This window comes from Dactylosporangium sp. NPDC050688, from assembly GCF_040654515.1.
Lineage (GTDB): Bacteria > Actinomycetota > Actinomycetes > Mycobacteriales > Micromonosporaceae > Dactylosporangium.
Genome location: NZ_JBFAIC010000097.1, coordinates 1 through 24,566 on the forward strand (window position 1 = coordinate 1; position 24,566 = coordinate 24,566).

Annotated in this window: 24 protein-coding genes and 2 pseudogenes; 10 read left to right on the plus strand and 16 right to left on the minus strand. The window is 74.2% G+C overall.

Translation table 11 applies throughout. The features are described 5' to 3' along the window. Positions 1 to 92 (plus strand): annotated as a pseudogene (locus AB0H83_RS47260) (DNA-binding response regulator); the annotation flags it as partial. 58 nt (positions 93 to 150) lie between these two features. Next, positions 151 to 1,824, plus strand: a complete 1,674-nt coding sequence (locus AB0H83_RS47265) for a GAF domain-containing protein (RefSeq protein ID WP_360109064.1) — start codon at positions 151 to 153, stop codon at positions 1,822 to 1,824. A gap of 13 nt (positions 1,825 to 1,837) precedes the next feature. On the opposite strand, the gene AB0H83_RS47270 is transcribed toward AB0H83_RS47265, so the two are convergent. Both AB0H83_RS47270 and AB0H83_RS47275 read right to left on the minus strand, forming a co-directional pair. Beyond that, on the minus strand, positions 1,838 to 2,053 hold the full coding sequence (locus tag AB0H83_RS47270; protein WP_360108981.1) for a hypothetical protein: 216 nt from the start codon (positions 2,051 to 2,053) through the stop codon (positions 1,838 to 1,840). Positions 2,054 to 2,065: 12 nt separating this feature from the next. Next, positions 2,066 to 2,851, minus strand: a complete 786-nt coding sequence (locus AB0H83_RS47275) for a hypothetical protein (RefSeq protein ID WP_360108984.1) — start codon at positions 2,849 to 2,851, stop codon at positions 2,066 to 2,068. A 239-nt stretch (positions 2,852 to 3,090) separates the two neighbouring features. Between AB0H83_RS47275 and gap the strand changes: the two genes are divergently transcribed. Further along, positions 3,091 to 4,119, plus strand: a complete 1,029-nt coding sequence (gene gap, locus AB0H83_RS47280; protein WP_360108987.1) for a type I glyceraldehyde-3-phosphate dehydrogenase — start codon at positions 3,091 to 3,093, stop codon at positions 4,117 to 4,119. Positions 4,120 to 4,195: 76 nt separating this feature from the next. On the opposite strand, the gene AB0H83_RS47285 is transcribed toward gap, so the two are convergent. After that, positions 4,196 to 4,663 (minus strand): chemotaxis protein CheX, encoded by a 468-nt coding sequence (locus tag AB0H83_RS47285; protein WP_360108990.1) that lies wholly within the window; start codon positions 4,661 to 4,663, stop codon positions 4,196 to 4,198. Between the two features lie 290 nt (positions 4,664 to 4,953). Between AB0H83_RS47285 and AB0H83_RS47290 the strand changes: the two genes are divergently transcribed. Beyond that, on the plus strand, positions 4,954 to 5,478 hold the full coding sequence (locus AB0H83_RS47290) for a hypothetical protein (protein ID WP_360109067.1): 525 nt from the start codon (positions 4,954 to 4,956) through the stop codon (positions 5,476 to 5,478). Positions 5,479 to 5,561: 83 nt separating this feature from the next. Here the strand turns inward: AB0H83_RS47290 and AB0H83_RS47295 are convergent, their stop codons facing one another. The 4 genes from AB0H83_RS47295 to AB0H83_RS47310 form a co-directional block, all read right to left on the minus strand. After that, the gene (locus AB0H83_RS47295) at positions 5,562 to 6,239 is read right to left on the minus strand and encodes a TrkA family potassium uptake protein (RefSeq protein ID WP_360108993.1); all 678 of its coding nucleotides are present in this window, start codon (positions 6,237 to 6,239) and stop codon (positions 5,562 to 5,564) included. Between the two features lie 18 nt (positions 6,240 to 6,257). Next, positions 6,258 to 7,589, minus strand: a complete 1,332-nt coding sequence (locus AB0H83_RS47300) for a potassium transporter TrkG (RefSeq protein WP_360108996.1) — start codon at positions 7,587 to 7,589, stop codon at positions 6,258 to 6,260. 70 nt (positions 7,590 to 7,659) lie between these two features. Then, positions 7,660 to 9,861 (minus strand): MMPL family transporter, encoded by a 2,202-nt coding sequence (locus AB0H83_RS47305; protein ID WP_360108999.1) that lies wholly within the window; start codon positions 9,859 to 9,861, stop codon positions 7,660 to 7,662. A gap of 95 nt (positions 9,862 to 9,956) precedes the next feature. Further along, entirely contained in the window at positions 9,957 to 10,529 is a 573-nt protein-coding gene (locus tag AB0H83_RS47310) for a helix-turn-helix domain-containing protein (protein ID WP_360109002.1), read from the minus strand. Between the two features lie 86 nt (positions 10,530 to 10,615). Here AB0H83_RS47310 and AB0H83_RS47315 point away from each other — a divergent pair, with 86 nt between their 5' ends. Continuing rightward, positions 10,616 to 11,167, plus strand: a complete 552-nt coding sequence (locus AB0H83_RS47315; RefSeq protein ID WP_360109005.1) for a nuclear transport factor 2 family protein — start codon at positions 10,616 to 10,618, stop codon at positions 11,165 to 11,167. On the opposite strand, the gene AB0H83_RS47320 is transcribed toward AB0H83_RS47315, so the two are convergent. From AB0H83_RS47320 to AB0H83_RS47340, 5 genes are all read right to left on the minus strand, one after another. Then, positions 11,116 to 12,672 carry a bifunctional 3-(3-hydroxy-phenyl)propionate/3-hydroxycinnamic acid hydroxylase gene (locus AB0H83_RS47320; protein WP_360109008.1) on the minus strand — a complete coding sequence of 519 codons (1,557 nt, stop codon included), beginning with the start codon at positions 12,670 to 12,672 and terminating at the stop codon, positions 11,116 to 11,118. The two genes, AB0H83_RS47315 and AB0H83_RS47320, sit on opposite strands and share 52 nt — an antisense overlap. 90 nt (positions 12,673 to 12,762) lie before the next feature. Further along, a complete protein-coding gene (locus AB0H83_RS47325) occupies positions 12,763 to 15,843 on the minus strand; it encodes a BTAD domain-containing putative transcriptional regulator (RefSeq protein ID WP_360109011.1) in 3,081 nt (1,026 codons plus the stop codon). An 84-nt stretch (positions 15,844 to 15,927) separates the two neighbouring features. Next, positions 15,928 to 16,068: a hypothetical protein gene (locus AB0H83_RS47330; protein WP_360109013.1), complete on the minus strand. Its 141-nt coding sequence runs from the start codon at positions 16,066 to 16,068 to the stop codon at positions 15,928 to 15,930. 251 nt (positions 16,069 to 16,319) lie between these two features. After that, on the minus strand, positions 16,320 to 16,847 hold the full coding sequence (locus AB0H83_RS47335; protein WP_360109016.1) for a hypothetical protein: 528 nt from the start codon (positions 16,845 to 16,847) through the stop codon (positions 16,320 to 16,322). Next, a complete protein-coding gene (locus AB0H83_RS47340; RefSeq protein WP_360109019.1) occupies positions 16,786 to 17,343 on the minus strand; it encodes a hypothetical protein in 558 nt (185 codons plus the stop codon). Before AB0H83_RS47340 ends, AB0H83_RS47335 begins: the two co-directional genes overlap by 62 nt. Positions 17,344 to 17,916: 573 nt before the next feature. Between AB0H83_RS47340 and AB0H83_RS47345 the strand changes: the two are divergent. Further along, positions 17,917 to 18,072 (plus strand): annotated as a pseudogene (locus tag AB0H83_RS47345) (IS1380 family transposase); the annotation flags it as partial. Positions 18,073 to 18,179: 107 nt separating this feature from the next. Here AB0H83_RS47345 and AB0H83_RS47350 read toward each other — a convergent pair. Beyond that, positions 18,180 to 18,725 carry a TrmH family RNA methyltransferase gene (locus AB0H83_RS47350; RefSeq protein WP_360109022.1) on the minus strand — a complete coding sequence of 182 codons (546 nt, stop codon included), beginning with the start codon at positions 18,723 to 18,725 and terminating at the stop codon, positions 18,180 to 18,182. A gap of 115 nt (positions 18,726 to 18,840) precedes the next feature. Here AB0H83_RS47350 and AB0H83_RS47355 point away from each other — a divergent pair, with 115 nt between their 5' ends. Next, entirely contained in the window at positions 18,841 to 19,746 is a 906-nt protein-coding gene (locus AB0H83_RS47355; RefSeq protein WP_360109025.1) for a hypothetical protein, read from the plus strand. 45 nt (positions 19,747 to 19,791) lie between these two features. Then, positions 19,792 to 20,223, plus strand: coding sequence for a VOC family protein (locus AB0H83_RS47360; protein WP_360109028.1), 432 nt, complete (start codon positions 19,792 to 19,794; stop codon positions 20,221 to 20,223). A 15-nt stretch (positions 20,224 to 20,238) separates the two neighbouring features. On the opposite strand, the gene AB0H83_RS47365 is transcribed toward AB0H83_RS47360, so the two are convergent. Together AB0H83_RS47365 and AB0H83_RS47370 are read right to left on the minus strand one after the other, a co-directional pair. Then, positions 20,239 to 21,108 carry a peptidoglycan DD-metalloendopeptidase family protein gene (locus AB0H83_RS47365; RefSeq protein ID WP_360109031.1) on the minus strand — a complete coding sequence of 290 codons (870 nt, stop codon included), beginning with the start codon at positions 21,106 to 21,108 and terminating at the stop codon, positions 20,239 to 20,241. Positions 21,109 to 21,249: 141 nt separating this feature from the next. Further along, the gene (locus AB0H83_RS47370) at positions 21,250 to 22,041 is read right to left on the minus strand and encodes a DUF4261 domain-containing protein (RefSeq protein WP_360109034.1); all 792 of its coding nucleotides are present in this window, start codon (positions 22,039 to 22,041) and stop codon (positions 21,250 to 21,252) included. 113 nt (positions 22,042 to 22,154) lie between these two features. Here AB0H83_RS47370 and AB0H83_RS47375 point away from each other — a divergent pair, with 113 nt between their 5' ends. Then, a complete protein-coding gene (locus AB0H83_RS47375; RefSeq protein ID WP_360109070.1) occupies positions 22,155 to 22,679 on the plus strand; it encodes a GNAT family N-acetyltransferase in 525 nt (174 codons plus the stop codon). Between the two features lie 18 nt (positions 22,680 to 22,697). Here the strand turns inward: AB0H83_RS47375 and AB0H83_RS47380 are convergent, their stop codons facing one another. After that, complete coding sequence (locus AB0H83_RS47380) at positions 22,698 to 23,549, minus strand: ATP-grasp domain-containing protein (RefSeq protein ID WP_360109037.1); 852 nt, start codon at positions 23,547 to 23,549, stop codon at positions 22,698 to 22,700. Positions 23,550 to 23,615: 66 nt separating this feature from the next. On the opposite strand from AB0H83_RS47380, the gene AB0H83_RS47385 reads away from it, so the two are divergent. Further along, entirely contained in the window at positions 23,616 to 24,536 is a 921-nt protein-coding gene (locus tag AB0H83_RS47385; RefSeq protein ID WP_360109040.1) for a GNAT family N-acetyltransferase, read from the plus strand. Positions 24,537 to 24,566: the final 30 nt, after the last annotated feature.

Genomic DNA, 24,566 nt, shown 5'->3' on the forward strand with positions numbered 1-24,566 from the left:
AGAACTACGTCTCCAGCCTCCTGGCAAAACTCGGCCTGGAGCGACGCACCCAGGCCGCCGTGCTCGCCTCCCGGCTCCTCGGCAAGCACTGACCCGAATATCATCAGCCGGGTGAGCGACGAACAGACCGGCTGGCAGCGCTCGCTGCCGCTGCCGTCACTGTCGCGTGTCGACCTCGACGCGCTGCTGCAGGAGCTGCTGACCCGCGTCGGCGAGATGATGACCAGCCGCGAGCGGCTGCGGGCGCTGCTCGACGCGGTCGTCGGGATCGGCTCCGACCTCGACCTGCACAGCACCCTGGAGCGCATCGTGCAGGCGGCCTGCCACCTCGCCGACGCGAGGTACGGCGCGCTCGGCGTGATCGGACCCGACCGGATGCTGGTCGAGTTCATCAACCACGGCGTCACGGCGGAGGAGCGCGCCGAGATCGGCGACCTGCCCCGCGGTCACGGCGTGCTGGGCCTGCTGATCGAGGAGCCGCGCCCGATCCGCCTCGAGGACATCACGCAGCACCCCCGCGCGTACGGGTTCCCGCCCAACCACCCGCCGATGCACAGCTTCCTCGGCGTGCCGGTGCGCATCCGCGACCAGGTGTTCGGCAACCTGTACCTGGCCGAGAAGCGCGGCGGCGAGCAGTTCACGCAGGACGACGAGGACCTCGTCGCCGCCCTGTCGGTCGCGGCCGGCGCCGCCATCGACAACGCGCGCCTCTACTCGCAGGCCGAGCGGCGGCAGCGCTGGCTGATGGCGGCCGCCGAGATCACCGGGGTGCTGCTCGGGGAGATCCGGCGCACGGAGGCGCTGGAGCTCGTCGCCGCCCGTGCCCGCGAGGTCGCCGACGCCGACCTGGCCATGGTGCTGCTCACCGACGACGAGGGCGAGCGCCTGACCGTCGAGGTGTCCGTCGGCGGGGCGCACGACGCCGCCGGCTGGTCGATCGGCGTGGCCGGCAGCGAGTTCACCGAGGTGCTGCAGCGCCAGCAGCTGTCGGTGGTCACCGACCTCGGGGCCGCCGCGAACTGGCCGGTGCTGCTGTCGACGGGCACGGCGCTGCTCGTGCCCCTCGCCGTCGGCGGCGTCGCACTGGGTGTGCTCGTCGTCGCGTACCGGGAGGACAGCGTCCCCATCGCCGAGGGCCTGGAGCTGGCGATGGTGGAGACCTTCGCCGGTCAGGCGGCCCTGGCCCTGGAGCGGGCCCGGGCCCAGGACGAACGGGAGATGCTCGCCGTCGTCGGCGACCGCGAGCGCATCGCCCGCGACCTGCACGACGTCGTCATCCAGCGGCTGTTCGCCGCCGGGATGCAGCTGCAGAGCGCGACCCGGCTGTCCGGCCTGCCCGACGTGCGGCAGCGCATCGACCGGGTGGTCAACGACCTCGACACCACCATCCGCGACATCCGTGGCGCCATCTTCGAGCTGCGCGGGCCCGCCCCGCACAGTTTCCGCACCGAGATCCGGGACCTCGTCGACGAGGCCCGCGACGGGCTCGGGTTCCGGCCCGGGCTGCGCATCGACGGGCCCGTGGACACGGCAGTGCCCGACACGCCGCGCACCGCGCTGCTCGCGGTGCTGCGCGAGGCGCTCAGCAACGTCGCCAAGCACGCGCACGCCACCAGCGTGAACGTCACCGTCGCGGCCACGCACGGCAAGCTGTCGCTGACGGTCCAGGACAACGGGCGCGGCATCGAGCAGCCTGCCGACCCTGCCGCACAGCGCGGGCATGGGCTGCCGAACATGCAGGCCCGCGCCGTCGACCTGGACGGCCGCTGCACCGTCGAGTCCGTCGGGGCCGGCACGACGGTGCACTGGCACGTGCCGCTGTGACCGGCGGCGCCGATCAGCCGGCAGTCCCGCCGGCGCGGTCCGCGCCGTGCCCGCCGCCGCGGTCCGCGCCAAGCTCTCCGACGGGCTCACCGCCGGGGTCGCCTGCGGGGTCGATGACGTCGGCGACGGGGCGGCGGCTGGTGAACCCGGCCGTCGGCGCGTAGCCGAAGCGCAGGACGAGCTGCGGGGCGTGCGCCCGGTGCACCGCCAGGCGCAGCCGCTCACGCACGGCCGACGGTCGTCATCGCCGCTCCTCGGCCGGGGCGGGACCGGCGAGTGCGGGCCGGCGCTCGGCCCGTGGTGCGGCGCCGACCCGGCCGGCGATCCCGACCCGGACCGCCGCGGCCGGTGCCCCGGCGCCCGGGACCGGGCGGGCTGCCAGCGGCGCCAGGTCGCTGACCGGCGCGGTCGCGAGCCCCGCGGCGGTGGCGGTCAGCAGCACCGCCGACACCGCCTCCCCCACCGTCAGCCAGTCCCCGGGGCCGTCGCCGCCGGGCGTGGTGATGACGACGTACGCGCCGTCGGGGCCGTGCAGCGTGTACGCGCCGGCACCGGCCTGCCCGGCCGCCGCCTCCAGCTGCGCGAGCTCCTCGCCGGGCGGCATCCCTCCGGCGAACGGCCGCCGGTCGCTGCGCCGCACGGCGATCGCCCGGTGCAGCGCCGCGATCCGCGGCGCCAGCGGGACCGGGCCGGTGTACCGCAGCTCCGTGAGCAGGTCCGGGTCGCCCGGGTCGGGGAAGCGCCGCACGTCCACGCCGACCCCCTCGGCCGCCAGGGCGATCCGGGCGTGGTGCAGCGCCGCGCCGCAGCTGGTCAGCAGCAGCCGGCCGTCCGGGTCGAGGTCCGCGAGCCGCCGCTGCCAGTCGGCGTGCAGCTCGACGCGGTCCGCGCCGATCCGCCACCGCCACGGCTGCGTGTCGAGCACGGACGGCGCGTTGAGCGCGGCGAACGTCGCCTGTGTCAGTGACCGGCTGACCGCGCCGGCGCGAGTCGCGGCACCGGTGCCGGTGTAGTGGATCGCCACCATGGCGCGCTCCTCGAAACGTCCGGTTCTGCTGGATCTCTCCACGCTGCCCGCAATCGCGTGCGAGTGGCAGGGACGAAGGTCCTGTCCGGCACCGTCGACCGGCACCGGCCCGGACCGTCGTACCCCGCCGGCCCTGCCACCGGTGACCTTCGGCCCGTGCGCGCCGGCCTCCCCGCGGGTGACGGTGGGACGGATGGGACCGGTACGGTCCCACGGCCGCGGTCTTCGAGGAGGACGCCATGACATACCGGATCGCCATCAACGGATTCGGCCGGATCGGCCGGGACTTCATCCGGTGTCTCGTCGAGCGTCAGCTGCTCGGCGACGGGTTCACCGTCGTCGCCGTCAACGACCTGTACGACACCGCGACCCTCGCGCACCTGCTGCAGCACGACTCGACGTTCGGCCGGCTGCGTGCCGCCGTGGACGTCGACCCGTCCGGCGGCGGCATGAGCGTCGGCGGCCAGTACATCGAGGTGCTCCGCCAGCGTGACCCGCTGTTCCTGCCGTGGGCGGACCTCGACGTCGACCTCGTCATCGAGGCCACCGGCAAGTTCCGCAGCCGCGACGACGCGGAGACCCACCTCAAGGCCGGCGCCCGCCGGGTGCTCATCTCCGCGCCCGGCAAGGACGTCGACGCGACCATCGTGCCCGGCGTCAACACCGCCGCCTACGACCCCACGCAGCACGACGTCGTGTCCGCGGCGTCCTGCACCACGAACTGCGCCGCGCCGATGGCGAAGGTCCTGCACGAGGCGTTCGGCATCGAGCAGGGGTACCTGACCACCGTGCACGCGTACACCAACGACCAGATGGTCCTCGACGCCCCGCACAAGGACCTGCGGCGGGCCCGCACCGCGGCGGTCAACATCATCCCCACCAGCACCGGCGCGGCGAAGGCGATCGGCCTGGTCCTGCCCGACCTGGCCGGCCGGCTCGGCGGGGTGGCGCTGCGGGTGCCGGTCGAGAACGGCTCCATGACCGACCTGACCGTGCGCCTGGCGCAGCCGGCCACGGTGGAGCAGATCAACGCGGCGTTCGCCGCGGCCGCGGCCGGCCCCCTCGCCGGCATCCTGCGCTACAGCGAGGCGCCACTGGTGTCCCGCGACATCATCGGCGACCCGTCGTCGTGCGTCTTCGACGCCGGCCTCACCGCCGCCGACGGTCACCTGGTGAAGGTGTTCGGCTGGTACGACAACGAGTGGGGCTACACGAACCGCCTGGTCGACCTCGCCCAGCTGTTCGCCGCGCCGGCCGCCGGCCGGTGACGGGCCGCGGACCGGGGGCGGCGGGCACACCGGCCGCCCCCGGTCCGTCAGGCCGCCCGGATCTCCCCGCCGCGGCTCAGCGCGGCTTCTCCTCCTGGTGCACGATGCCCAGCACGGTCGGCTCGGCGTTCAGGGTGACCCGCAGTGTCAGCAGCGGTGTCGTGCCCGGCCACACGACCTTCGCCCGGCCCATCACCACCTGCGGCAGCGACAGGTGGCTCGGCTTCGGCAGCAGGCTCTTGGCGTTGCCGGCAAGGATGTTGACCAGCTCGCCCAGGGCGTCGATGCAGTCGTCGTCGCTGGCGCCGGCCGGGTCGACGTCGAGCATCGCCCCGGCGATCTGCCCGGCCGCCGGCAACCCGCACCGCAGCACGGCCAGCCCGTTCCAGGCGCCCGCCACGCCGATGCTGGCGGTCACCTCGGCCGTGTCGGGCATCGGCTCCGGGCTGGGTTCGATCTCCGGCTCGCAGTGCAGGTAGGCCGTCCACACCTGCCACACGATGCCGCGCAGGTCGGCCTCGGACAGGGACGTCTCCGGGTTCACCGAACCCCCTCCCGGGCTGGTCACCGGCGAGCGTCGTTCCAGCCCGTCCGCCTGATCGGCCGGCACGGGCCCGGGTTGAGCATTCCGCGCCCGCCGCCGCCGGCGGCGAGGTCCCGAACGGTCCGGGACGTTCGGCCCGCCGGTTCAGGGAGCTTCGGCACCGGCGTACCGCCGCGGCGCCGACGACACTGAGGTCGTCAAGGAAATCCGGCAGGAGGCCGAAAATGAGCGCCGCATCCGTCCACCACACACCCGTCAGCCACCTCGAACGCGTCGAATCCCCCGGCGCCATGCTCACCCGCACCGCGGCGAAGGCCCTTGCGGTGCTGCGGTACGCGACCGGCTTCGTGTTCCTGTGGGCGTTCCTCGACAAGACCTTCGGCCTGGGCTACGCGACCCCGGCGGCGAAGGCCTGGATCAACGGCGGCTCCCCCACGAAGGGCTTCCTCAGCAAGATCGACGTCGGCCCGTTCCAGTCGGCGTTCCACTCGATGGCCGGCACCTGGTGGGCGAACTGGCTGTTCATGCTCGGCATGGCCGGCGTCGGCCTGGCCCTGGTCGCCGGCATCGGCCTGCGCGTCGCGGCCGCCTCCGGCTCCCTGATCATGGCGATGATGTGGTTCGCGGAGTTCCCGATCGCGCAGCACACCGCGACCGGCGCCCCCAGCGGCTCCACCAACCCGCTGACCGACTACCACCTGATCTACGCGGTCGTGCTGATCGTCCTCGCCGCGGCCTACGCCGGGCACACCTGGGGCCTCGGCCGCCGGTGGGCGAAGCTGCCCTTCGTCCAGCGCAACCGCTGGCTCATCTGACCCCGATATCACAGCACCAACCAGGACCCGGGACCCAGCGTCCCGGGTCCTCGGCTGTGCCACGGGCGACCCGGGGCGGCGGGTCAGCGGGGGAAGCCCTGCCGCTCGCCGATCTGCTCGATCTTCTCGGTCGGGCCGGACACGATGAGGGTGTCGCCGGGCTCGATGACGGTGTCCGGCAGCGCCGTCTCGGCCTCCCTGCCGGCGCGCTTGACCGCGACGACGGTGATGCCGTGCCTGGTGCGCAGGCCGAGCTGGGCCAGGGTCCTGCCGACCAGGTCGTCGGGCGGGCAGATCTTCGCGACCGCGTAGCCGTCGTCGAGCTCGATGAAGTCCAGCAGCTGGCCGGTGACGAGGTGCGCGATGCGCACCCCCATGTCGGCTTCGGGGAACACGACGTGGCGGGCGCCGACGCGCTCCAGGATGCGCCCGTGCTTGGCGGAGATGGCCTTGGCCCAGATCTCCTCGACGCCGAGCTCGGTGAGCGCGAGGACGGTCAGGACGCTGGCCTCGATGTCGGTGCCGATGCCCACGACGGCGCGGCTGAACTCGGCGACGCCGATCTGGCGCAGCGCCTCCTCGTCGGTCGAGTCGGCCTGCACGACGTGGGTGAGGACGTCGGACAGCTTCTGCACGATCTCGGCGTCCTCGTCGATGCCGAGCACCTCGTGGCCCAGCTCGGTCAGCGACTCGGCGACCTGCCCTCCGAAGCGGCCCAGGCCGATGACCACCACACCGTCGGCGGTGCCGCTCCTGCTCAATCGAGCCTCCAGGAAAGATCACCCGATGATCGGTTGCTCCTCGGGCCGGCGGTAGCGCGGCTTGCGGCGCCGCAGGGCGATCGCGGAGGCCACCGTGATCGTACCGACCCTGCCGATGAACATCAGCGCGACGAGCGTCAGCTGACCCGCGGCCGGCAGCGAGCCGGTGATGCCGGTGGACAGCCCGGCGGTGGAGAACGCGGCGGTCGCCTCGAACAGGACCCGGTCGAACGGCAGCCCGGTGACCAGCAGCAGGGCGAGGGTGCCGGCGGCGACCGTGGCGACGCCGAGCAGGGCCACGGTGACCGCCTGGCGCACGGTCTGCGTGGGGACGCGGCGGGCACCGACGTTGACGTCGTCCTCGCCGCGGACCTCGGCCCAGATGACGAACGCGAGCAGGAAGAACGTGGTGACCTTGATGCCGCCGGAGGTGCCGGCGCTGCCGCCGCCGATGAACATCAGCACGTTGGTGAGGGCGAGCGTCTCGGGCCGCACCGCGCCGTAGTCGATGCTGTTGAACCCGGCGGTGCGCGGGCTGACGCCGCTGAACGTGCCGCCGACGAGGCTCTGCCACCAGTTGAGCGGGCCGAGCGTCGCCGGGTTGGACCATTCGAAGGCGGTGACGGCGCCGATGCCGAGCACCAGCAGGGTCACCGAGCCCCACACGGTGAGGCGGGTGTGGATCGACCAGGACCGTGGTCTGTGCCACTCGCGGTACAGCTCCAGCATCACGGGGAAGCCGAGGCCGCCGAGGATGACGGCGACCGCGACGGTGCCGCAGATCCACGGGTCGCCGACGAAGCCCATGAAGCTGTCGGAGTACAGCGAGAACCCGGCGTTGTTGAAGGCGCTGACCGCGTGGAACACGCCGTGCCACAGCGCGGTGGGCAGCGAGTCGTCGTAGGCGATGCGGAACCTGGCGGTCAGCACGGCGGCGACGACCAGCTCGAAGCCGACCATCATGGCGAGGACCCGCACCAGCAGCGCGCGGACCTCGCCGAGGTTCAGCGACCGGGTCTCGGCCTGCGCGACGAGCCGGGTGCGCAGCGCGAGCCGGCGCGACACCATCAGGCCCAGCACGGTCGCGAACGTCATGATGCCGAACCCGCCGACCTGGATGAGCCCGAGGATGATGCCCTGGCCCGCCGGCGACCAGTACGTCGCCGGGTCGACCGTGCTCATGCCGGTGATGAACACCGCCGACGCGGCGGTGAACAGCGCCACCAGCGGCGGGGCGGCCTCACCCGCGGTGCGGGCCGCCGGGAGCATGAGCAGGCCGGTGCCGACCAGCAGCACGACGAGGAACGCCGCGGGGAGCAGGCGGGTAGGGTGCCGCAGGGCGCGGAGCATGCCGAAGATCCTATGGCCGCGGCGCGCCGTCCACCCCCTGGACGGCGCGCCGCGGCCCTGCTCGGTGCGGTCACCCCCGGGTGGTGAGCAGCTCCCGGGTCTCGGGCTCGGCGGCGGGCACGTCGTGGGAGACCTGCGGCAGCCAGTTGAGCCAGCGCGGCAGCCACCAGTTGCGCTCGCCGAGCAGTGCCATGGTCGCCGGCAGCAGGACCGCCCGCACGATCGTTGCGTCGAGCAGGACCGCCGCGGCCAGCCCGACGCCGAGCTCCTTGGTGGAGACCAGCGGCAGCGTGGCGAACAGCGCGAACACCGCCACCATGACCGCCGCGGCGCTGGTGATGACCCCGGCCGTGGCGGTGATGCCCTCGGTGACCGCCTGCCTGGTCGGCAGGCCGCGGTCGTGACCCTCACGGATGCGGCTGACCACGAAGACGTGGTAGTCCATCGACAGGCCGAACAGAATGACGAACAGGAACAGCGGCATCCAGTTGGTGATGCCGTCGGCGGCGCGGAAGTCCAGCAGCGACTCGAAGTGGCCGTACTGGAAGACGAAGACGAGCATCCCGTAGGCCGCGGCGACCGACAGCAGGTTGAGCACCACCCCGGTGACCGCGACGACGACGGACCGGAACGACACGAGCAGCAGCAGGAACGCCAGACCCAGGACGAACCCGAAGACCAGCGGCATGGAGCCGGCGAGCTGGTCGTTGAAGTCCTTGGACCAGGCGGCGTCGCCGGTGACGCCCACCCACGCGCCGGGGTACCCGGCCAGGGTGGCGGGGATGACGGTGCCGCGCAGCGCGGCGAGGGCCTCCTCGGAGGCGCGGTCGCTGCCGGTACCGGAGAGCCCGACGCTGATCACGGCGACCGTGCCGGCCGGGTTCACCTCGACGGTCACCGGCTCGTGCAGCCGCCCGGTGGCCAGGGCCTGCCGCTTGAACTCCGCCACCGCGCCGTCCCAGGCGGGGCCGCTGACGGCGGGCGCCTTGACGACCACCTTGGCGGGGCCGGTGCCGCCCGGGAACGCCGCCTGGATCGCCAGGAACGCCTGCGTGATCGGCGCGCTCGGCGACAGGTCCTCCACGCCCTCACCCTTGGTACGCAGGTCCAGGGCGGGCGCGGCGAGCGCGCCGAGGGCCGCGACGGCGAGGACCGCGGAGATCAGCGGGCGGCGCAGCACGAGCCGCAGGAACGCGCCCCAGACCCGGCCCTCGGAGCGCTTGCGGTACAGGCCGGGGATGCGCCCGAGGTCGACGCGGTCACCGAGCGCGGACAGCAGCGCCGGCAGGACGGTCAGCGAGCCGAGCACGGCGGTCGCGACGACGAGGATGGTGCCGACGGCGAAGCTGACGAACGTGGTGTCCCGGGTGAGGAACATGCCGGCCATGGCGACGATGACGGTCAGCCCCGACACCCAGATGGAGCGGCCGGACGTCTGCGCGGCGATGACCAGGGCCCGGTGCGGGTCCACGCCGTTGCGGCGCTCGTCGCGTTCCCGGCGGATGTAGAACAGGCAGTAGTCGACGCCGACGGCGAGGCCGACGAGCAGCATGACGTGCATGGTGGTGTCGACCGCCGGGGCGAGGTGGCTGGCGAAGGCAAGCAGGCCGACGGCGCCGACGACGGCGGTGACGGCCAGGCCGACCGGCAGCAGCGCCGCCACGATCGCACCGAACGCGACGAGCAGGATGCCGAGGGTGACGGGGATGGACAGCAGCGACAGCCGGTTGAGGCCCTCGTCGAGCTCGTCGCCGATGAGCTTGTCGCCGCTGGCGTCGCCGGCCTCGGCGATGTAGAGGTCCGGGTGCGCGCGCTGGACGCCGGCGACGGCGTCGAGGACCGGCTGGATGCGGTCCTTGGCGGTCTCCGGGTCGCCGCGCACGGCGAACGTGATGAGCGCCGACCTGCCGTCCTCGGACGTGACCGGCGCCGCGACCTGGTCGGTGACGCCGGTGGCCTGCACGGCGGCGGTGACCTCGGCGATCGCGGCCTGCGTCTGCGGGCTGTCCACCGGGGCGGTCTTCGAGGTGATGACGACCATCTCGCCGGCGCCCTGCTCCGGGAAGCCGGCCTGCTCGACGACGCGGTCGGCGCGGCCGGACTCGCCGTTGCCGAAGTCGCTGCCGGTCGCCTGCACCATGCCGGCCTGTCCGCTGAGCACGGTGACGCCGACGACGAACAGCAGCCAGCCGACGATGGCGAGCGTGCGGTGCCGGGCGCTCCACACCGCGATCCGCGCCGCGATGCCCTTCACGTTCTCCCTGGATTCCATGCTGGCAACGCTATGGAGCGCGCCGGTGCGGATCGATCCGGCGAGCCCGCTGACCCGCGGTGGGGCGGGCCGGGCGGCGCCGGGTAGGGACAGCCCTACCGCGGCCGCAGGCCGTCGAAGACGACGGCGAGCATTCTGGCCTTCACCTCGGCCTCCAGGTCGCCGTGCGCGGCGGTGCGGGACGTGGCGACCAGCAGCGCGTAGACCTCGGGCAGCTCGACGTCGTCGCGGACGGCGCCGGCCTGCTGGGCGCGGTCGAGCAGGGCGCCGACGGCGCGGCGCAGCCCGGCCGACGCCCGCGTGGCGGCGCCGTCACCGCCGCCGCCGGCGTCCAGCAGCGCGTCACCGATGGCGATCTTCGTGGCGGCGTCGGCGACGAGGTGCCGGAAGAAGCCGTAGAAGGCGGCGCCGGGGTCCGGGGTGTCCAGCAGCGCCTCGGCCTGCCCGCGCAGCCGGTCGTAGCGCCGGACGAGGACGGCCTGCAGCAGCGCGGCCTTGGTCGGGAAGTGCCGGAAGACGGTGGCGATGCCGACGCCGGCGAGCCGGGCCACCTCATCGGTCGACGCGGTCTCGCCGCCGCGGCCGAAGACGTCCTCGGCGACGTCGAGGATGCGGTCGCGGTTGGCCTGCGCGTCGGCCCGCCGCGCCCGCCCGCCGGTCTGCGCCATGCACCGCTCCTTGATATCCGAAGTCTCGACTCCATATAATCGGAGTCACTACTTCGGATCGTACAGGGGGCGCCGTGCAGCGACCGATGAGCCCGCGCGAGGTCTTCCTCGCCCTCGTGCACGGCGTCGCGGAGGGCCGCTGGGAGGAGCTGCCGGACCTCTACGCGGAGCACACCCACGTCGTGCACCCGTTCGACCCGCTGCGCGCCCCGGCGCTGCGCACCCGCGACGAGCTGCGCGAGCACTTCCGGCCCACCGGCGCCGGGCCGCGGCTGCACCGGTGGCCGGACGGCATCACGATCCACGACACGACCGATCCCGAGGTGATCGTCGCGGAGTTCGCGTACCGGGGCACCGTCGCCGGCACCGGGGAGCCGTTCGCGCTGCCCGGCATCTTCGTCCTTCGGGTGCGCGACGGGCGGATCGTCGAGTCCCGCGACTACTTCGACCACGTCACCGCCGCCCGGATCCGGGGCCGCCTCGATGACCTGGTCGCGGCCGTGCGGGCGGCGACACAGCCGGCGACACAGCCGGCGGTTCAGGCGGCGGTTCAGCCGGCGGTTCAGCCGGCGGTTCAGGCGGCGGTTCAGGCGGGCGGCGAGGACAGCGGGCCCGGCTCGTCGAGGGCCGTGGCGTAGACGAACCGGTCGGGGCGCAGCACCGCCACCTCGGCGCGGTGCCGGGCGAACCAGGCGGTGAGGATCCCCTCGACGTCCACCACCTCCACCACGCCGGGCCCGCTGTCGGTGCCGACGCGCGAGCCGGGCGGCAGCACCCGCAGGAACGTCGCCGGCGGCCCCGTCCACGCCGTCGCGGTCGCGGTGGTCACCGCCGGGCCGAGCACCGCGAACCCGGCGCCGAGGACGTCGTCGAGCCGGCCGGGCGGCGCGTCACCGGCGGTCGCGACCTTCGGCTGCGGGAACATCGTGCCGACCGCGCCGCGCCGCACGCCCCCGGCGAGGACGCCCTTGCGCATCACCGGCGCCGGCTTGAACTCGAAGTGCCGCACGAAGCGGCGCACCCGCGGCACCGCCTGCACGGCGCGCAGCGTCGTGTCGCGCAGGAACGCCGCGAGCCGGTTGCGCACGAGGAAGATCCGGCCGAGCCGGACGCTCGTCACCGCCATCTCCTCGGTGTGCGGGCGCCGTTCGGTCTCGTACGAGTCGAGCAGCTCGTCGCCGGCGGCCCCCTCGAGCACCATCGCCAGCTTCCACGTCAGGTTCGCCGCGTCGCGCAGCCCGCTGCACAGCCCCTGGCCGAGGAACGGCGGCATCTGGTGCGCGGCGTCGCCGAGCAGGAACACCCGGCCCGCCCGCCACCGCGTCGCGACGAGATGGTGGAAGGTGTATACGACGGCCCGGGTCACCGTGAAGCGCGCCGGGTCGACGTACGGCGCCGCCAGCCGGGCCAGGGTCTCCGGCTTCGTCATCTCCTCGGGTGACTCGTCGGCGCGGAGCATGAACTCCAGCCGGTGCGTGCCGAACGCGCCGGGTGACACGAACGCGGGGCGGCGCCAGTCGCACACGAACCGGGTCCGCGGCTGCCGTACCCCGCCGGGCTGCACGTCGCCGGAGATCGCCAGCCACGGTTCCGCGTACGACGTGCCGCTCAGCTCGATCCCGGCCGCCGCCCGGGTGGCGCTGCGGGCGCCGTCGCAGCCCAGCACGTACCGGGCCCGGACGGTGCTGTCCTCGCCGGTCCCGGTGTCGCGCAGCCGCACGGTGACACCGTCGGCGTCCTGCTCCAGGCCCGTCATCTCCACGCCGGTGCGCAGCTCGACGTGGGCGAAGCGGTCCAGCCCGCCGCGCAGCGACGCCTCCAGCCACGGCTGGTCGAAGAAGTGCAGCGGCTCGCTGCCGAGGCCGAAGTCGATCTCGTCGAGGGCGATCGTCGCGAACGGGCGGCCGTTGCCGCTGACGTACTCCACCACCGGCGGCGGGTACATGTCGGCGGCCACCGTGTCGCGCAGCCCGGCCTGCTGGTACACCCGCAGCGCCTCGTCGTCGCAGGAGAACGCCCGCGGCTGCCCGTGGGGGGCGGTGCTGCGCTCCACGACGACGGTCCGCACCCCGCGGACCCCGAGCAGGTTGGCGGTGAGCGCGCCGACCGGTCCGCAGCCCACCACGACGACGTCTGTGTCCATGCCCGCCAGTGCAGCAGGGCGCTGTGGAGACCGTGTGGAACCGGTGTGGAGATCCCCGCCGGTCGCCGGCTGGGCGCCTCCGCCCGACGGTCAGCCGCGGTCGATGCGGTCCAGCAGCAGGCGGGCGCCCTGCTCGGCGGCGATCGCCGCGCCGGCCCGCACGTCCCGTGGGTCGCCGGTGGCCAGGCCGCGCACCCGGCGCAGCTCGGCGGTCAGCACCCGCTCGCCGGCGGCCTCGGCGGCGGCGAGCCCTTCACCGGCGAGCCGCGCCGCCGTCGCGGTGTCGCCGGCCACGAGGTGCGCGTCGGCCATCGCCGCGATCGAGATCGTCCGCGTCGCGCGCAGCCCGAGCCGGTGGATGGCTTCGCCGGCGGCCCGCATCGCGGCGAGCCGGTCGTGCGCGCCGCCGCGCACCGCCGCCCACTCGGCGAGGAAGTCGCCGGTGGTGACGAAGTGCGGCATCCGCTGCCGCGCGCCGATCTCGCGGCAGCGGCGGGCGGCGGCACGGCCCGCGTCGGCGTCGTGCTCCTGCAGCGCGGTCCAGGCGGCGTACAGCACGGCGTTGGCGCGGCCGTACGCGTCGTCGGTGCGCTCCGCCAGGGCCGCGGCGGCTTCGAGGTCGGCGCGCGCCCCGGCGTGGTCGCCGCGCAGGGATCGCACGAGGGCGCGGAAGTTGTGCGCGGCGAGCACCGGGGTGCGGCCCGCCTGCTCGCGCAGCCGCCGCGGGTCGACGGCGGCCAGCCGCTCGACGGCGGTGCTCAGGTGCTCGTCGGCGTCGGCGAGCCGGCCGGTGAAGTAGCACACGACGCCGAGCAGGTACGGCCCGGCGGCCGCGACCGGGCCATCGGGCCGGGCCTGCTCAGCGGCGGCGGAAACGGCAGCGGCGGCGGCGGTGGAAGCGGCAGCGGAAGTGGCAATGGCGGTGGAAGTGGCAGCGGCGGCGGTCAGGCGCCGGGCCAGGTCCTCGGCGACGGCGAACTCGGCCCGGTTGCAGGCGACCTCGCCGAGCGTCCACAGCGCGGCGCGCACGTCGGTGTCCGCGGCGGTGCGCAGCAGCAGCCACCGCGCCCGGGCCGCGGCCGCCGCGACCGCGTCGCTGCCGATGCCGACGGTGATCTGCAGCAGCGCCGCCCGCCGCAGCTGCACGTCCAGCTCGGCGGCGGCCGCGTCCGGCGCCGTTGCCGCGTCCGGCGCGAGCCGGTCCGCAGCACGCCCCAGGTGGGCCAGGGCGTCCTCGTAGGCCAGCCGCCGGGCCGCGTCGTCGGCGGCGCGCACGGTCCAGCGCAGGAAGTCCTCCGCGTGCCCGAGCCCGATCGCCTGCCCGTAGTGGTGGGCGATCTCGCCGGCGGTCAGCCCGCCCTCCCGCGCGGCCGCCGCGGCGAGCCCCGCGTGCAGCGCCGCCCGGCGCGGCGCGGCCAGCTCGGCGTACGCGACCTCGGCGAACAGCGGGTGCCGGAAGCGGACCGTGCCAGGCCCGGCGTCGGTGACGAGCCGCGCGGCGGCCGGGCCGGCGAGCAGCCGCGCGGCGTCGGCGCCGGTGACCGCCCGCAGCAGGTGCAGGCCCAGCTCCCGGCCGGCGACGCTGAGCACGTCGAGGCACTCGCGGGTGGCGGGGTCGGACCCGTCCAGGCGCAGCCGCACCGCGTCGCGGACGCTCGGCGGCAGCGGCCCGCCGGGCGCGGCGAGCAGCTCGGTGAGGAAGAACGGGTTGCCGCCGGTACGCGCCGCGAGCCGCCGCACGACGTCGTCCGGTGCGGGCCCGCCGGTACGGCCGGCGACCAGGTCGGCGACCTCGGCGGGGTCGAGGCCGGCCAGGCGCAGCTGCCCCGAGCCGGCGCCGCGGGCGAGGTCGTTGAGGGTCGCCACGAGGGCCGGGTCGTGCTCGTACGGCCGCAGCGTCGTCACGACCAGCGTGCGTCCTGTGTGGACGGTCGTGCACAGGTACCGGGTCAGCAGCAGCGAGTCGGGATCGGCCGCGTGCAGATCGTCCAGCACCAGCAGCAGGCCGGCCGGCGCGGCGGCGGCGCGCACCAGGTCGGACACGGCCTCGTACGCGCGGAACCGGGCCACCGGGTCGAGGCCACCGTCCGATGTGGACGGCCCGTCCACGAACCCGGTGAGGTCCGCGCCGGCGGTCCCGGCGTGCGGCAGGGCGAGCAGCCCGCGCACGACCTGGCTCCACAGCCAGAACGGCGGCGCCTGCCCGACGTCGGGGCAGCGGCCCCAGACGACCGGGACGCCCGCGGCGGCGGCCCGGCCGGCGACGGCGGTGGCGAGGGTGGTCTTGCCGATACCCGGCTCGCCGACGAGGGCGAGCATCCGCCCGCCGCCGCGGCGCGCCGCGTCGAGATGCCCGTCCAGGGCGGCGAGCTCCGCGGCCCGCCCGACCAGGCCCGGCGGCCGCGGCGGGGCGTCCCCCGCGCCGGCCGGGGCTTCGGGCACCGTCTGGCGCAGGATCTGCTGATGCAGGTCCCGCAGCTGCGCGCCGGGTTCGACGCCGTACTCGGCGGCGAGGAGGCGGCGGCCCTCGTCGTACACGGCGAGCGCCTCGGTCTGCTGCCCGGCCCGGTACAGCGCCAGCATCAGCTGCCCGCGCGCCGCCTCCCGGGCCGGCTGCTCGGCGACGAAACGCCGCAGGTCGGGCAGCACGGCGAGGTGCCGGCCGGCGGCGACCGCGGCGGTGCAGCGGCCCTCCAGCGCGGCGAGCCGCAGCTCGGCGAGGCGGGCCACCTCGGCCCGGACCGCGGACAGCTCGGCGACCGGCGGCTCGCCGCGCCACAGCTCGAGGGCCCGCGCGTAGTCCCGCTCGGCGGCGACCGGGTCACCGGCGGCGAGGCCCCGCGCGCCCGACTCCACCAGCTCGGCGAACCGCACCGCGTCGATCGCTTCGGGCGGCACGCGCAGCTCGTACCCACCGGCGTGGCCGACCACGACCCGCCCCTGCGCCCGCGCGCCCCGGCCCGGCTCCAGCGCCCGGCGCAGCGCGGCGACATACGTGCGCAGCGTGACCTCCGCGCTCGGCGGCGGGCTGCCGTCCCACAGCGCCTCGGCCAGCCAGCCGGTGCTGACCACCTGGTTGGCCCGCACCAGCAGCAGGGCCAGCAGCGCCTGCTGCTTGGGCCCGCCGACCGGCACCACCGCACCGTCCCGCACCACCCGCAGCGGTCCCAAGATCCCGAACCACACTGCTGGTGCATCCCCCGGCGCCGCTGGACGTGACGCAGCGAGCATACCCGCGGCCCCGATCCCGGCCGCTCAGCGCAGGACGTCGACCGACGGCAGGTCGCGGTGGGCGGCGTGCACCTCGGCGATGCCGGCCGGGGCGTCGCGGCCCAGCGCCCGGTACGCGCCGGTGAGCAGGCGGACGGCGTCGGCGCGGTACACGTCGGCGTCCAACCAGTGCAGCTCCCGGCCGAGCGTCAGCGCGAACGCCGGCCGGCCCGCGGCGAGCTCGGCGGCGCGCCCTCGGCGATCCAGGCCCGGACCCGGGCCTCGTCGGTGCGGTACGCGTCGAGCCGCTCGCCGGTCTCGACGACGCCGTCGAGCAGGCGAGACCACCCTCGTTGCCGCCCCTTGGCGGCAGCGACAGCATTGGCCGAATCGGATATCTCAAGACTTCGCCGAGCCTTGGGATCAATATGGGCAGCTCAGCGTTCCTGGACTGGTTGATCACGCTGCTGCTGAATGTCCTGGTGCTGCGGACGCTCCCGCCCAGCGGGGTCGTGGTCACGCGCGGGCCTTGTGCGTGCCGCGAAGGCCATGCTGGCGGCGGCCACTCCCAAGCCGGGCCCCATTGCTGGATCAACAGTGGGTGCGTTGAGACCTGGCTGCGGTTGCTGGGGATTGAGCCTTTGGTCAGCAACGCTGGCGGCGTGATCCACCAGGTCCCGCCAGCCCATCCGCCCTGCCGCGTACTCGAGCCGCAGCGCCTTGGCAAGAGCTGCATTGTCAGCTTGAAACGGGAAAAGCTTCTCGCTTTCGTCCAGCAGGAACCGCTGCTTGTCGTGCAGGGTGGCCTGGAAGTTCAGAAAAGGTTCTACCGCAGCTGGGTCGACAGCAAGATCACGCCCGTTGCTGAACGGAGGGACCAACAGGCCACTGCGGCGCTGGCCCTCAACATGAAGCAGGTGGGCTCGAAATATGCTGTTCGGGGGTGCCCAGTCCCAGATCGACATCGGCAAGCATGGCGCCGGCCGCCTGCTCCCTGGACGTGTTTTGGACAATTCGGCCATTATCTACCCCGCGCACCTTTGTTGCGATGATCATTTCATCGACAAGGTCATAGTTGGAAGGGGTAAAGAGTCCGCCTGGTGAATATCCCTGATCCTTCTCGTAGGCACGCATTGCACTGTGTGCCGCGTCGACGCTGAGTTCCTCCCTCCTAGGGCTAAGTTCGTAGCCAGGCGTTTCGGTTTGCACATGGTCATGAAATATCCCAGCTATCCGGGCCAGCGGAGTCGCTTCGGCGGGTAGGCGACCGAGTTCCACCTGCACGGCGGCGCTCCGCCCGCCGCCTCGCGAGACCTCAATGCCATGGGTGGCGTTGTGGTAACCCCAACCATCTTTAATCGCCTCATCCGTTCCGTACGTATCCACGAGCACCGTGTACTCATGCCCCACAATGACATCGGCAGCTCGGTTGAGATGACGAAGACGTTCCTGTTGCTCCAAGCCGTGCCACCTTCACGTCTATGCCTGGTCATGGGGTACGTATTTAGCTCGGGTCAGAGGCTGGGTCTGGTGGAGCCAGGGGCCTGTGGCGAACAGGGCGGTGAGGACTTCGAGGAGGTCCTGGCCGGCCGACACGAAATCCGCTCGTCCGGAGCATCGACGAGCATCCGCGTCGCCCCCGGCGCGCCCCGGGGCTTGCCCCGCTCCCCGATGCCGGCCCGGAACGCCGCTGCCGGCCAAGACATCCGACGACGGCTGCTTCGAACCGCTCGACGAGTCCATCCCCGACCGGCCACGCAACTGCGCGACCTCAGCCCGCGAAGCCGCGACCATCGCATCCTGCTCGGCGATCCGCGCGACCAGGTCGTCGGACGACGGCGCTGCAACTCCGAAGCGGACACCCGGGCACTATGCCACACCAACCACCCACGTCGATCAAGAGCCTTCACCGTTTCCTATCAGTGCGCTTAGCCCGGGTCTTTCAGTAAGCCTGCGCGCGGCTCATGATCGGAAATGAGGAAGGTGCCTGCCATCTGGGATGATCTGGCTTGTCGAAGGCCCTGATCATCCGCCATGGAAGGCACCTGCCGAGTGCAGGCTACCGGATCGCGTCCGAAGATCATTGTGAGTGCCGACGGGCGTGGCGTGGTCGGCCACGCCGGCGCCCGCCTCTTGGCCGACGTTGCCGAGGCGACCGGCCTGACCGCAGCTTGCGGTGACGCCTTGGCCGAGCCCGGCAGCGCCGACGCCGACCGGCTGCGGCTGCTGGCGTCGCTGCACGCGACCCGCTCCACGCGCGGCTGACCCCAGCGCCCGGCGAGCTGCAGCCCAGCGAGCTACAACAGCCCGGCGAGTTTGTACAGCACGAGCGAGCCGGCCACCGCGACGTTGAGGCTCGACCCCGTGCCGATCATCGGGATCTCGACGGCGCCGTCGAGCAGGTCGAGCGCCTCCGGCGGGATGCCGGTGGCCTCGTGCCCGAGCACCATGACGGTCCTGCGCCGCGCGGCCGGCAGGTCGGCGAGGCGGACGGCCTCGTCGGCCAGCTCCACCCCGAGAATGCCGGCCCCGGCGCGGCGCTCTTCGGCGAGCCAGCGCAGCGGATCGCCGACGCGGTGCACGCACGCCGGCTGCCGCAGCGTGTTGCCGCGCGCGAGGGCCTCGTCCACCCATCCGAACGGCGGCACCGCCAGGCACGCCCCGACGGCGTCGCAGGTGCGCAACAGCGTGCCGAGGTTGGCGCCGTGCATCGGCCACAGCGGCGCCGCGACGAGATGTCCCCAGCAGCGGTGCCGGCGGGGACGACGGGCCGACCGGATCTCCCGAGGGGTCCGGACCCGGATCGCGGGGCTCACCGCACCGGAGCGGAACCGCTCCTGCATTCGAAGGTCATCCGGTGCGTGCTTCTCGGCGCACGCGAGCCATCGACGACGACGTGGTCGCCTGCAAGGGTACCGCAGCGTCGCCGGATCCGGCGCAGAGTGTGAAACTGTGTCGATGGATGTCGACCTCTGTTACCAGAAGCTGTGGGAGGCGATCAGGACCGTCGTGCTGAACCTGCGCGACGACGAGATCGAGGAGATCCGGGAGCTCTACTGCGTGGACCTCGACAACCGCGGCACCGGCTTCCGCGCGGGCCGGCTCAAGGCGCCGGCACAGGACGCGGACCGCTGGCGGGCGGCGACGCAGACCGTGGTCGCCGCGATCCGGTCGGTGCAGGAGCGCGACTGGGAGGCGCGCGGCCGGCTCTCGCCGCCGTACCAGATCTGGGAAGGGCTGCGGTGGCGGCTGCGCCGCGGACGGCTGCAACGGGAGTACGACGCGCAGCGGGTGGCGCTGGAGGACGAGGTGCGCGCCGCCTACCGCGCCTACCGCGACGCGGCCGCGGACCTCACCGACCACGTCGCCGCGTGGCGCGAGCGGCAGGCCCGCGAGCAGCAGGAGCGCGAGGCACGCCGGCGGGCCGAGCGGGTCGCGGCGGTGCAGGAGGGGGTCGACGGCGCGGTGTGGGCGTACCTGCTCAGGGACTACGCCGGGCACGGCCAGGTGCTGATCTGGCTGCCCGCCGTCGATCACGCCGACGAGGACGAGGGCGGCGACGCCCGGCACGGCCTGACCGCCCGCGAGGTGCAGCAGGTCATCGAGCAGGAACGGGCCCGCGACCAGTACGTGTGGATCGGCTGGAAGGAGACGACCGGCGAGGCGATGGCGGAGTGGCACACGGACCGCGCCGGTGAACGCGCACCCGGCGACGCGCGGGTCAGGGCGTGGACGGCGCTGACCGGAGCCGTCGTCGAGCCGATCGTGTGGCGCCCGGGCGAGTTGGAGAAGCTGCGCGCGTCATGGAACAACCGCGGCTACGGGCCCTCCAGCAACTACTGGAGCCCGTCAGGCTCGTTCTGACCGACCACCCCGCGTGACCAGGTGCGATGGTGTTCCATGGCGGCCATGAAGGCCAACCGGTCCGTCCCGGCCGCGACGGTGATCCCCGTGCTGACCTACCCGGACGTGCGCGAGGCGGTCGCCTGGCTGTCCGCGGCGTTCGGGTTCGCCGAGCGGGTGCGCATCGGCGAGGGCCACCGCGCCCAGCTGTCGTTCGGCGGCGGCGCCGTGATCGTCGCCGACACCGGTAGCAGCCGCCGCCTGCCCCGCGCCGGCGAGGTCACGCTCGCGGTGATGGTCCGGGTGAGCGACGCGCAGGCCCACTGCGAGCGCGCCCGGGCGCACGGCGCGCGGATCCTCATGGAGCCGACCGACTTCGAGTACGGCGAACGGCAGTACCAGGCCGAGGACCCGGCGGGCCACCAGTGGACGTTCTCGGAGACGCTCGCCGACGTCGCCCCCGAGGAGTGGGGCGGCGAGTCCGTCAGCCCCGCCTGACCCGCCCCCGCCGGGTCAGGCGACCGGGGCTCCCGCTGCCTTCATGAAGGGGACCGGGTCCACGGCGTTGAGGCGGGTCGCGGGGCGGCCGTAGTGGACCTCGAAGTGCAGGTGGGGGCCGGACGAGTTGCCCGAGGTGCCGACGGAGCCGATGGTCTGGCCGGCCGTGACCTGCTGGCCGACGGTGACGTCGGGGCGGCGGACCAGGTGGCAGTACCGGGTGACGATGTCGCCGGCGTGGTGGATCTCGACGTACCAGCCGCAGCCCTTGATGCCGGGTGAGCCGTCGACGTCGCAGGACGGGCCGGAGGTGTTGCACACGACGGTGATGACGGTGCCGGCGGCGGTCGCGTGGATCGGGGTCCCGCGGGCGGCCATGATGTCGATGCCGTCGTGGGCGGGGCGGGACACGGTACGGAAGCCGCTGGTGCCCTTGCCCGGCACCGGCCCCACCCACGGCCCGACGGGCACCGCACCCGCCGGCGGCACGATGACCGGCGTGACAGCCGGCGTCGGCGTGGGGGCGGGTGTAGGCGTGACGGGTGCGGGTGCGGGGCAGGCCGGCGGCGGCTTGCGGCGGCTCACGTACGCGTCGGATACGTACGCGCCGCTGGTGAGCCGGTCCCACCGGTCGGTGGTGCGGACCCGGCCCTTGGTCTTCGGCCCCCGCACCCAGCAGGCGATCGCGAGCTTCGCCCCGTTGCGCAGCGTCGTGACGGGCGCGGACGCGGCGGTCGGCGCCGAGCGCACGGTCAACTTCACCTTGCCCGAGGAGACGGTGCCGGGCACCGACGCGGGCGCGGCGACCGCCGCCGCCGGGCCGAGCGCGGCCAGCGCGACGGTGGCCGCGGCCGCCGCCCCGAGCACCGTGAGACGCCGACGCATGCACACCACCAGCAGAGCCGGGCCGGGTCCCTGTCCCCCGCCGTGTCCCTACGAGCATGGGCGGCGCCGGTTGCGGCCCGGGTGCGGCGCCGGTGTCAGCGGGCGGCGAAAGAAGGAGACCGCCTCCGTCAGGGCGCGACCTCAGCGCCCTGCCCCGGTACCCCACTGGCCCGGGCTGATCGACAGGACGGGGCGCTCGGGGGCGACCGACGAAGAACCCGCGGTGACCCGCCAGCGCTGGTCGGGGGTCAGGCCCTCGACGGTGTCGCCGCCGCGGATCGTGTGGCCGGCGACGAGGTACTCGGCGATCGACGTCAGGTAGGCGGCCATCCTGGTCTCGGGCAGGCCGCTGAACACGCACTCCAGGTCGGGCAGGCCGAGCGGGGCCAGGCCGAGGGTGTCCATGGCCAGCAGGCCGGGGCTGCCGGCGACGTTGAACAGGCGCACGTTGACCAGCCCGCCCAGGGGGCGGCCGGCCAGCGCGGCCGGGTGCGTGGCGAGGGTGCTCACCGGCCACCAGACCCCGACCGGCGTCGTGGCGGCGGCCAGCCCCTGCACGACCGCCGTCAGCGCGTGCACGCGGTTGGCCGGGGCGAACGACGTACCGAAGATCTCGGTGACGGCGACGGTCTGCCGTACCGACGCCAGCGCCTCCGGCGCGTCCGGCCACTCCCAGCTCTGGCTGAGGTCCCTGCCGGAGCCGCCGGGGCGCTCGGGGGCGGGCTGCCCGACCGACACCAGCAGGCGGATGCCCGCGCCGTCGCCGAGCTGGGTGGTGAGCTCGGGGAACGCGACCATGAACCCGCCGCCGCGGCCGGTGCCGTCGACGAGCTCGGCGGACGGCCAGAACCGCCGGATGCCTGACAGGACGTCGGCGGGGCGCGGCCGCACCACGTCGGCGTAGCACAGCTGCGCCGCAAGTCCAGCGCTCATCGGGTCCTTCGGCTCGTCGGATGCCCCCGCATCATGCCACGCCCACGGGCCGCTGCCGAGCCGCAAAACCCGGTGGCGGGCCGGAAACCGGCCGGCCGATGATGGGGTCCGTGATGGTCGTGCCGGACGCCAGCATCGTCGTCGCCGTGACGAAACCCGCCGAGCCGCAGGCCCAGCGGGCGCTGCGCGACTACTACCACGACATCGGCGGGCGCTACCACGGCCGTCCGATGACCGAGGCGGAGATCGACGGGATCCTCACCGAGGACGCCGACGAGGACCTGCAGCCGCCGACCGGCTGGTTCTGGGTCGCGACCCTCGGCGAGCGGGTCGTGGGCTGCATCGGCCTGCGGTACGTCACCGAGGACGGCACCCGCGTCGGCGAGGACCGCACCCGCGTCGGCGAGCTGACCAGGGTGTACGTGTCGGCCGCGGTCCGCCGCCGGGGCCTCGGCGCGCGGCTCATCGGCACCGTCGAGCAGCAGGCCGCCGCCGACGGCGTCACGTCCCTGCGGCTCGACGTGCGCACCGACCTGGTCGAGGCGCGTGGCCTGTACACCCGCCACGGCTTCCACGAGGCACCGGCGTTCAACGACAGCCCGTACGCGGGGCACTGGCTCAGGAAGACCCTGCGCTGACGCCGGCCGAGGCGCGGGTCAGTCCGGCGGGATCATGGCCGTGACGAAGGTGCCGGGGTCCACCGTGGACGGCCGGTCACTCACCTGGCCGTCGCCGAGCTCGATCACGCGCCACTCGCCGTCGGTACGCAGCGCGAGGTCGACCGTCACGAACGGCAGCGCGAGCGCGGCGACGAGCGGCTCGACGGCGGACAGGTCCAGGGTGGCGGGCGGCGCGTCGTGCGGGGTGTCGGGGTGCGGGCCGACCAGCCTGCACGCGCCGGCGACCCACCAGGTGCGCACCTCCGCGGAGCCGAAGGACTCGAAGCGGCGCAGGACGAAGCCGCCGGTGAACTCGTCGTCGCGCAGCTCGCGGAACCGGGACGCGACCGTCCACCCGGCGGCGGTGTCGGCGAGGTCGGGGATGTACGCCGCCTCGTGCCAGTGGTGCTTCATCGACTTGGTGTAGTCGCGCAGGACCGCCGGGCCGGGGCCGAGCGTCGCGGCCGCACGGTCGAAGCCGTCGCGGTCGTCGCCGGTGGTCCACGCCGTGGCCGGGGTGACCGCGGCGAGCGCGGCGTACCACCCGGGCAGTTCGTGCGCCTGCCGGTACTGCTCGGGGCCGGTGCGCAGGGTGACGCCACGGGCGGCGAGGGCCTCGGCGAACGCCGCGTAGTGCCCGGCGCGCAGCATCCAGCCGCGGTACACGGCGATGCCGGCACCCTCGGGCACCCGGCTGACCGCCCGTCGCGCCCCGTCGGGGCTCGCCAGCGCGTCGTGGTCCACGACCGCCACGTCGAGGCCGGCGGCCCGGGCGGCGTCGGCCTCCGCGGCGAAGTGCTCGTCAGGGCGGCGTGGGCGCAGCGGGTCACCCGCAACCAGCACGATCATCCGGACATGGTGCCACGGCGGAAAATCGATACACCCGGTGTGTGGCGTTGGCTACGGTACGACCACATGAGCGGACCGCAGCGCAGCGGAGGCGACGGCATGAGCTCCACCCTGCAGTTCACCACGGACGCCGCGGAGTTCCTCGCCGCCGCCGGTGACCATCTGGCCGCGGACCCGGTCCTCAGCACAGTCGTGACCGTGAACGCGCACCGGCCTCGGACCTGGCCGCCCGGCGGCCCGCCGTGGCACTTCTGGTGGCTGGTCGTCCGGGACGCCGCCGGCGCCGTCGTCGGGGCGGGGATGCGCAGCGCGCCGGAGCCGCCGCACCCGCTGTTCCTGCTGCCGATGCCCGACGACGCGGCCGTCGCGCTGGCGCGCGCCCTGCACGGGCGTGGCGAGGAGACCCTCGCCGTCCACGGCGCGCTGCCCGCCTCGCAGCGGTGCGCCGGCGAGCTGGCCCGCCTCACCGGCGGCCGCGCCGAGGTCCTGATCCACAGCCAGCTGCACGAGCTCGGCGAGCTCGTCCCGCCACGGCCGGCGCCGGGCCGGCTCGCGGCCGTGACCGGCGGCGACATCGACCTGGTCGAGCGGTGGGTCGCGGCGTTCCTCGGCGACGCCGACGAGCAGGCCGGCCGCCGCCGCGGCACCGGCGTGCACGTCCTGCCCGACCGGGCGGAGCTGCTGCGCCGCATCGGCGAGGGGCAGTACTGGTTCTGGCTCGACGGCAGCGGCACGCCGGTCAGCCTCGCCGGAGCGACCGCGCCGGTGTACGGCGTGGCCCGCATCGCCCCCGTCTACACGCCACCGGACCAGCGCGGCCACGGCTGGGCGAGCAACGCCGTCGCCGAGGTGTCGCGCCGCCTGCAGTCCGCCGGCGCCAGGGTCTGCCTCTTCACCGACCAGGCGAACCCGACCTCGAACAAGATCTACGCCGCCCTCGGCTACCGCCCCGTCGTCGACATGGCCAACCACGTCGTCGTGCGATGAGCCGTCGGGCGGGGTGGACGGCGTCTGCGA

What these genes read in the sequence shown, in the direction of transcription:
- AB0H83_RS47290 (WP_360109067.1), top strand. Translation starts at nt 4,954, where the DNA reads ATGCTCACCCGCACCGCGGCGAAGGCCCTTGCGGTGCTGCGGTACGCG.
- AB0H83_RS47335 (WP_360109016.1), bottom strand. Translation starts at nt 16,847, where the DNA reads ATGTCGATCTGGGACTGGGCACCCCCGAACAGCATATTTCGAGCCCAC.
- AB0H83_RS47380 (WP_360109037.1), bottom strand. Translation starts at nt 23,549, where the DNA reads ATGATCGTGCTGGTTGCGGGTGACCCGCTGCGCCCACGCCGCCCTGAC.
- AB0H83_RS47365 (WP_360109031.1), bottom strand. Translation starts at nt 21,108, where the DNA reads ATGCGTCGGCGTCTCACGGTGCTCGGGGCGGCGGCCGCGGCCACCGTC.
- AB0H83_RS47315 (WP_360109005.1), top strand. Translation starts at nt 10,616, where the DNA reads ATGAGCCCGCGCGAGGTCTTCCTCGCCCTCGTGCACGGCGTCGCGGAG.
- gap (WP_360108987.1), top strand. Translation starts at nt 3,091, where the DNA reads ATGACATACCGGATCGCCATCAACGGATTCGGCCGGATCGGCCGGGAC.
- AB0H83_RS47320 (WP_360109008.1), bottom strand. Translation starts at nt 12,672, where the DNA reads ATGGACACAGACGTCGTCGTGGTGGGCTGCGGACCGGTCGGCGCGCTC.
- AB0H83_RS47350 (WP_360109022.1), bottom strand. Translation starts at nt 18,725, where the DNA reads ATGCAGGAGCGGTTCCGCTCCGGTGCGGTGAGCCCCGCGATCCGGGTC.
- AB0H83_RS47300 (WP_360108996.1), bottom strand. Translation starts at nt 7,589, where the DNA reads ATGCTCCGCGCCCTGCGGCACCCTACCCGCCTGCTCCCCGCGGCGTTC.
- AB0H83_RS47275 (WP_360108984.1), bottom strand. Translation starts at nt 2,851, where the DNA reads ATGGTGGCGATCCACTACACCGGCACCGGTGCCGCGACTCGCGCCGGC.
- AB0H83_RS47360 (WP_360109028.1), top strand. Translation starts at nt 19,792, where the DNA reads ATGAAGGCCAACCGGTCCGTCCCGGCCGCGACGGTGATCCCCGTGCTG.
- AB0H83_RS47370 (WP_360109034.1), bottom strand. Translation starts at nt 22,041, where the DNA reads ATGAGCGCTGGACTTGCGGCGCAGCTGTGCTACGCCGACGTGGTGCGG.
- AB0H83_RS47305 (WP_360108999.1), bottom strand. Translation starts at nt 9,861, where the DNA reads ATGGAATCCAGGGAGAACGTGAAGGGCATCGCGGCGCGGATCGCGGTG.
- AB0H83_RS47310 (WP_360109002.1), bottom strand. Translation starts at nt 10,529, where the DNA reads ATGGCGCAGACCGGCGGGCGGGCGCGGCGGGCCGACGCGCAGGCCAAC.
- AB0H83_RS47355 (WP_360109025.1), top strand. Translation starts at nt 18,841, where the DNA reads ATGGATGTCGACCTCTGTTACCAGAAGCTGTGGGAGGCGATCAGGACC.
- AB0H83_RS47375 (WP_360109070.1), top strand. Translation starts at nt 22,155, where the DNA reads ATGGTCGTGCCGGACGCCAGCATCGTCGTCGCCGTGACGAAACCCGCC.
- AB0H83_RS47385 (WP_360109040.1), top strand. Translation starts at nt 23,616, where the DNA reads ATGAGCGGACCGCAGCGCAGCGGAGGCGACGGCATGAGCTCCACCCTG.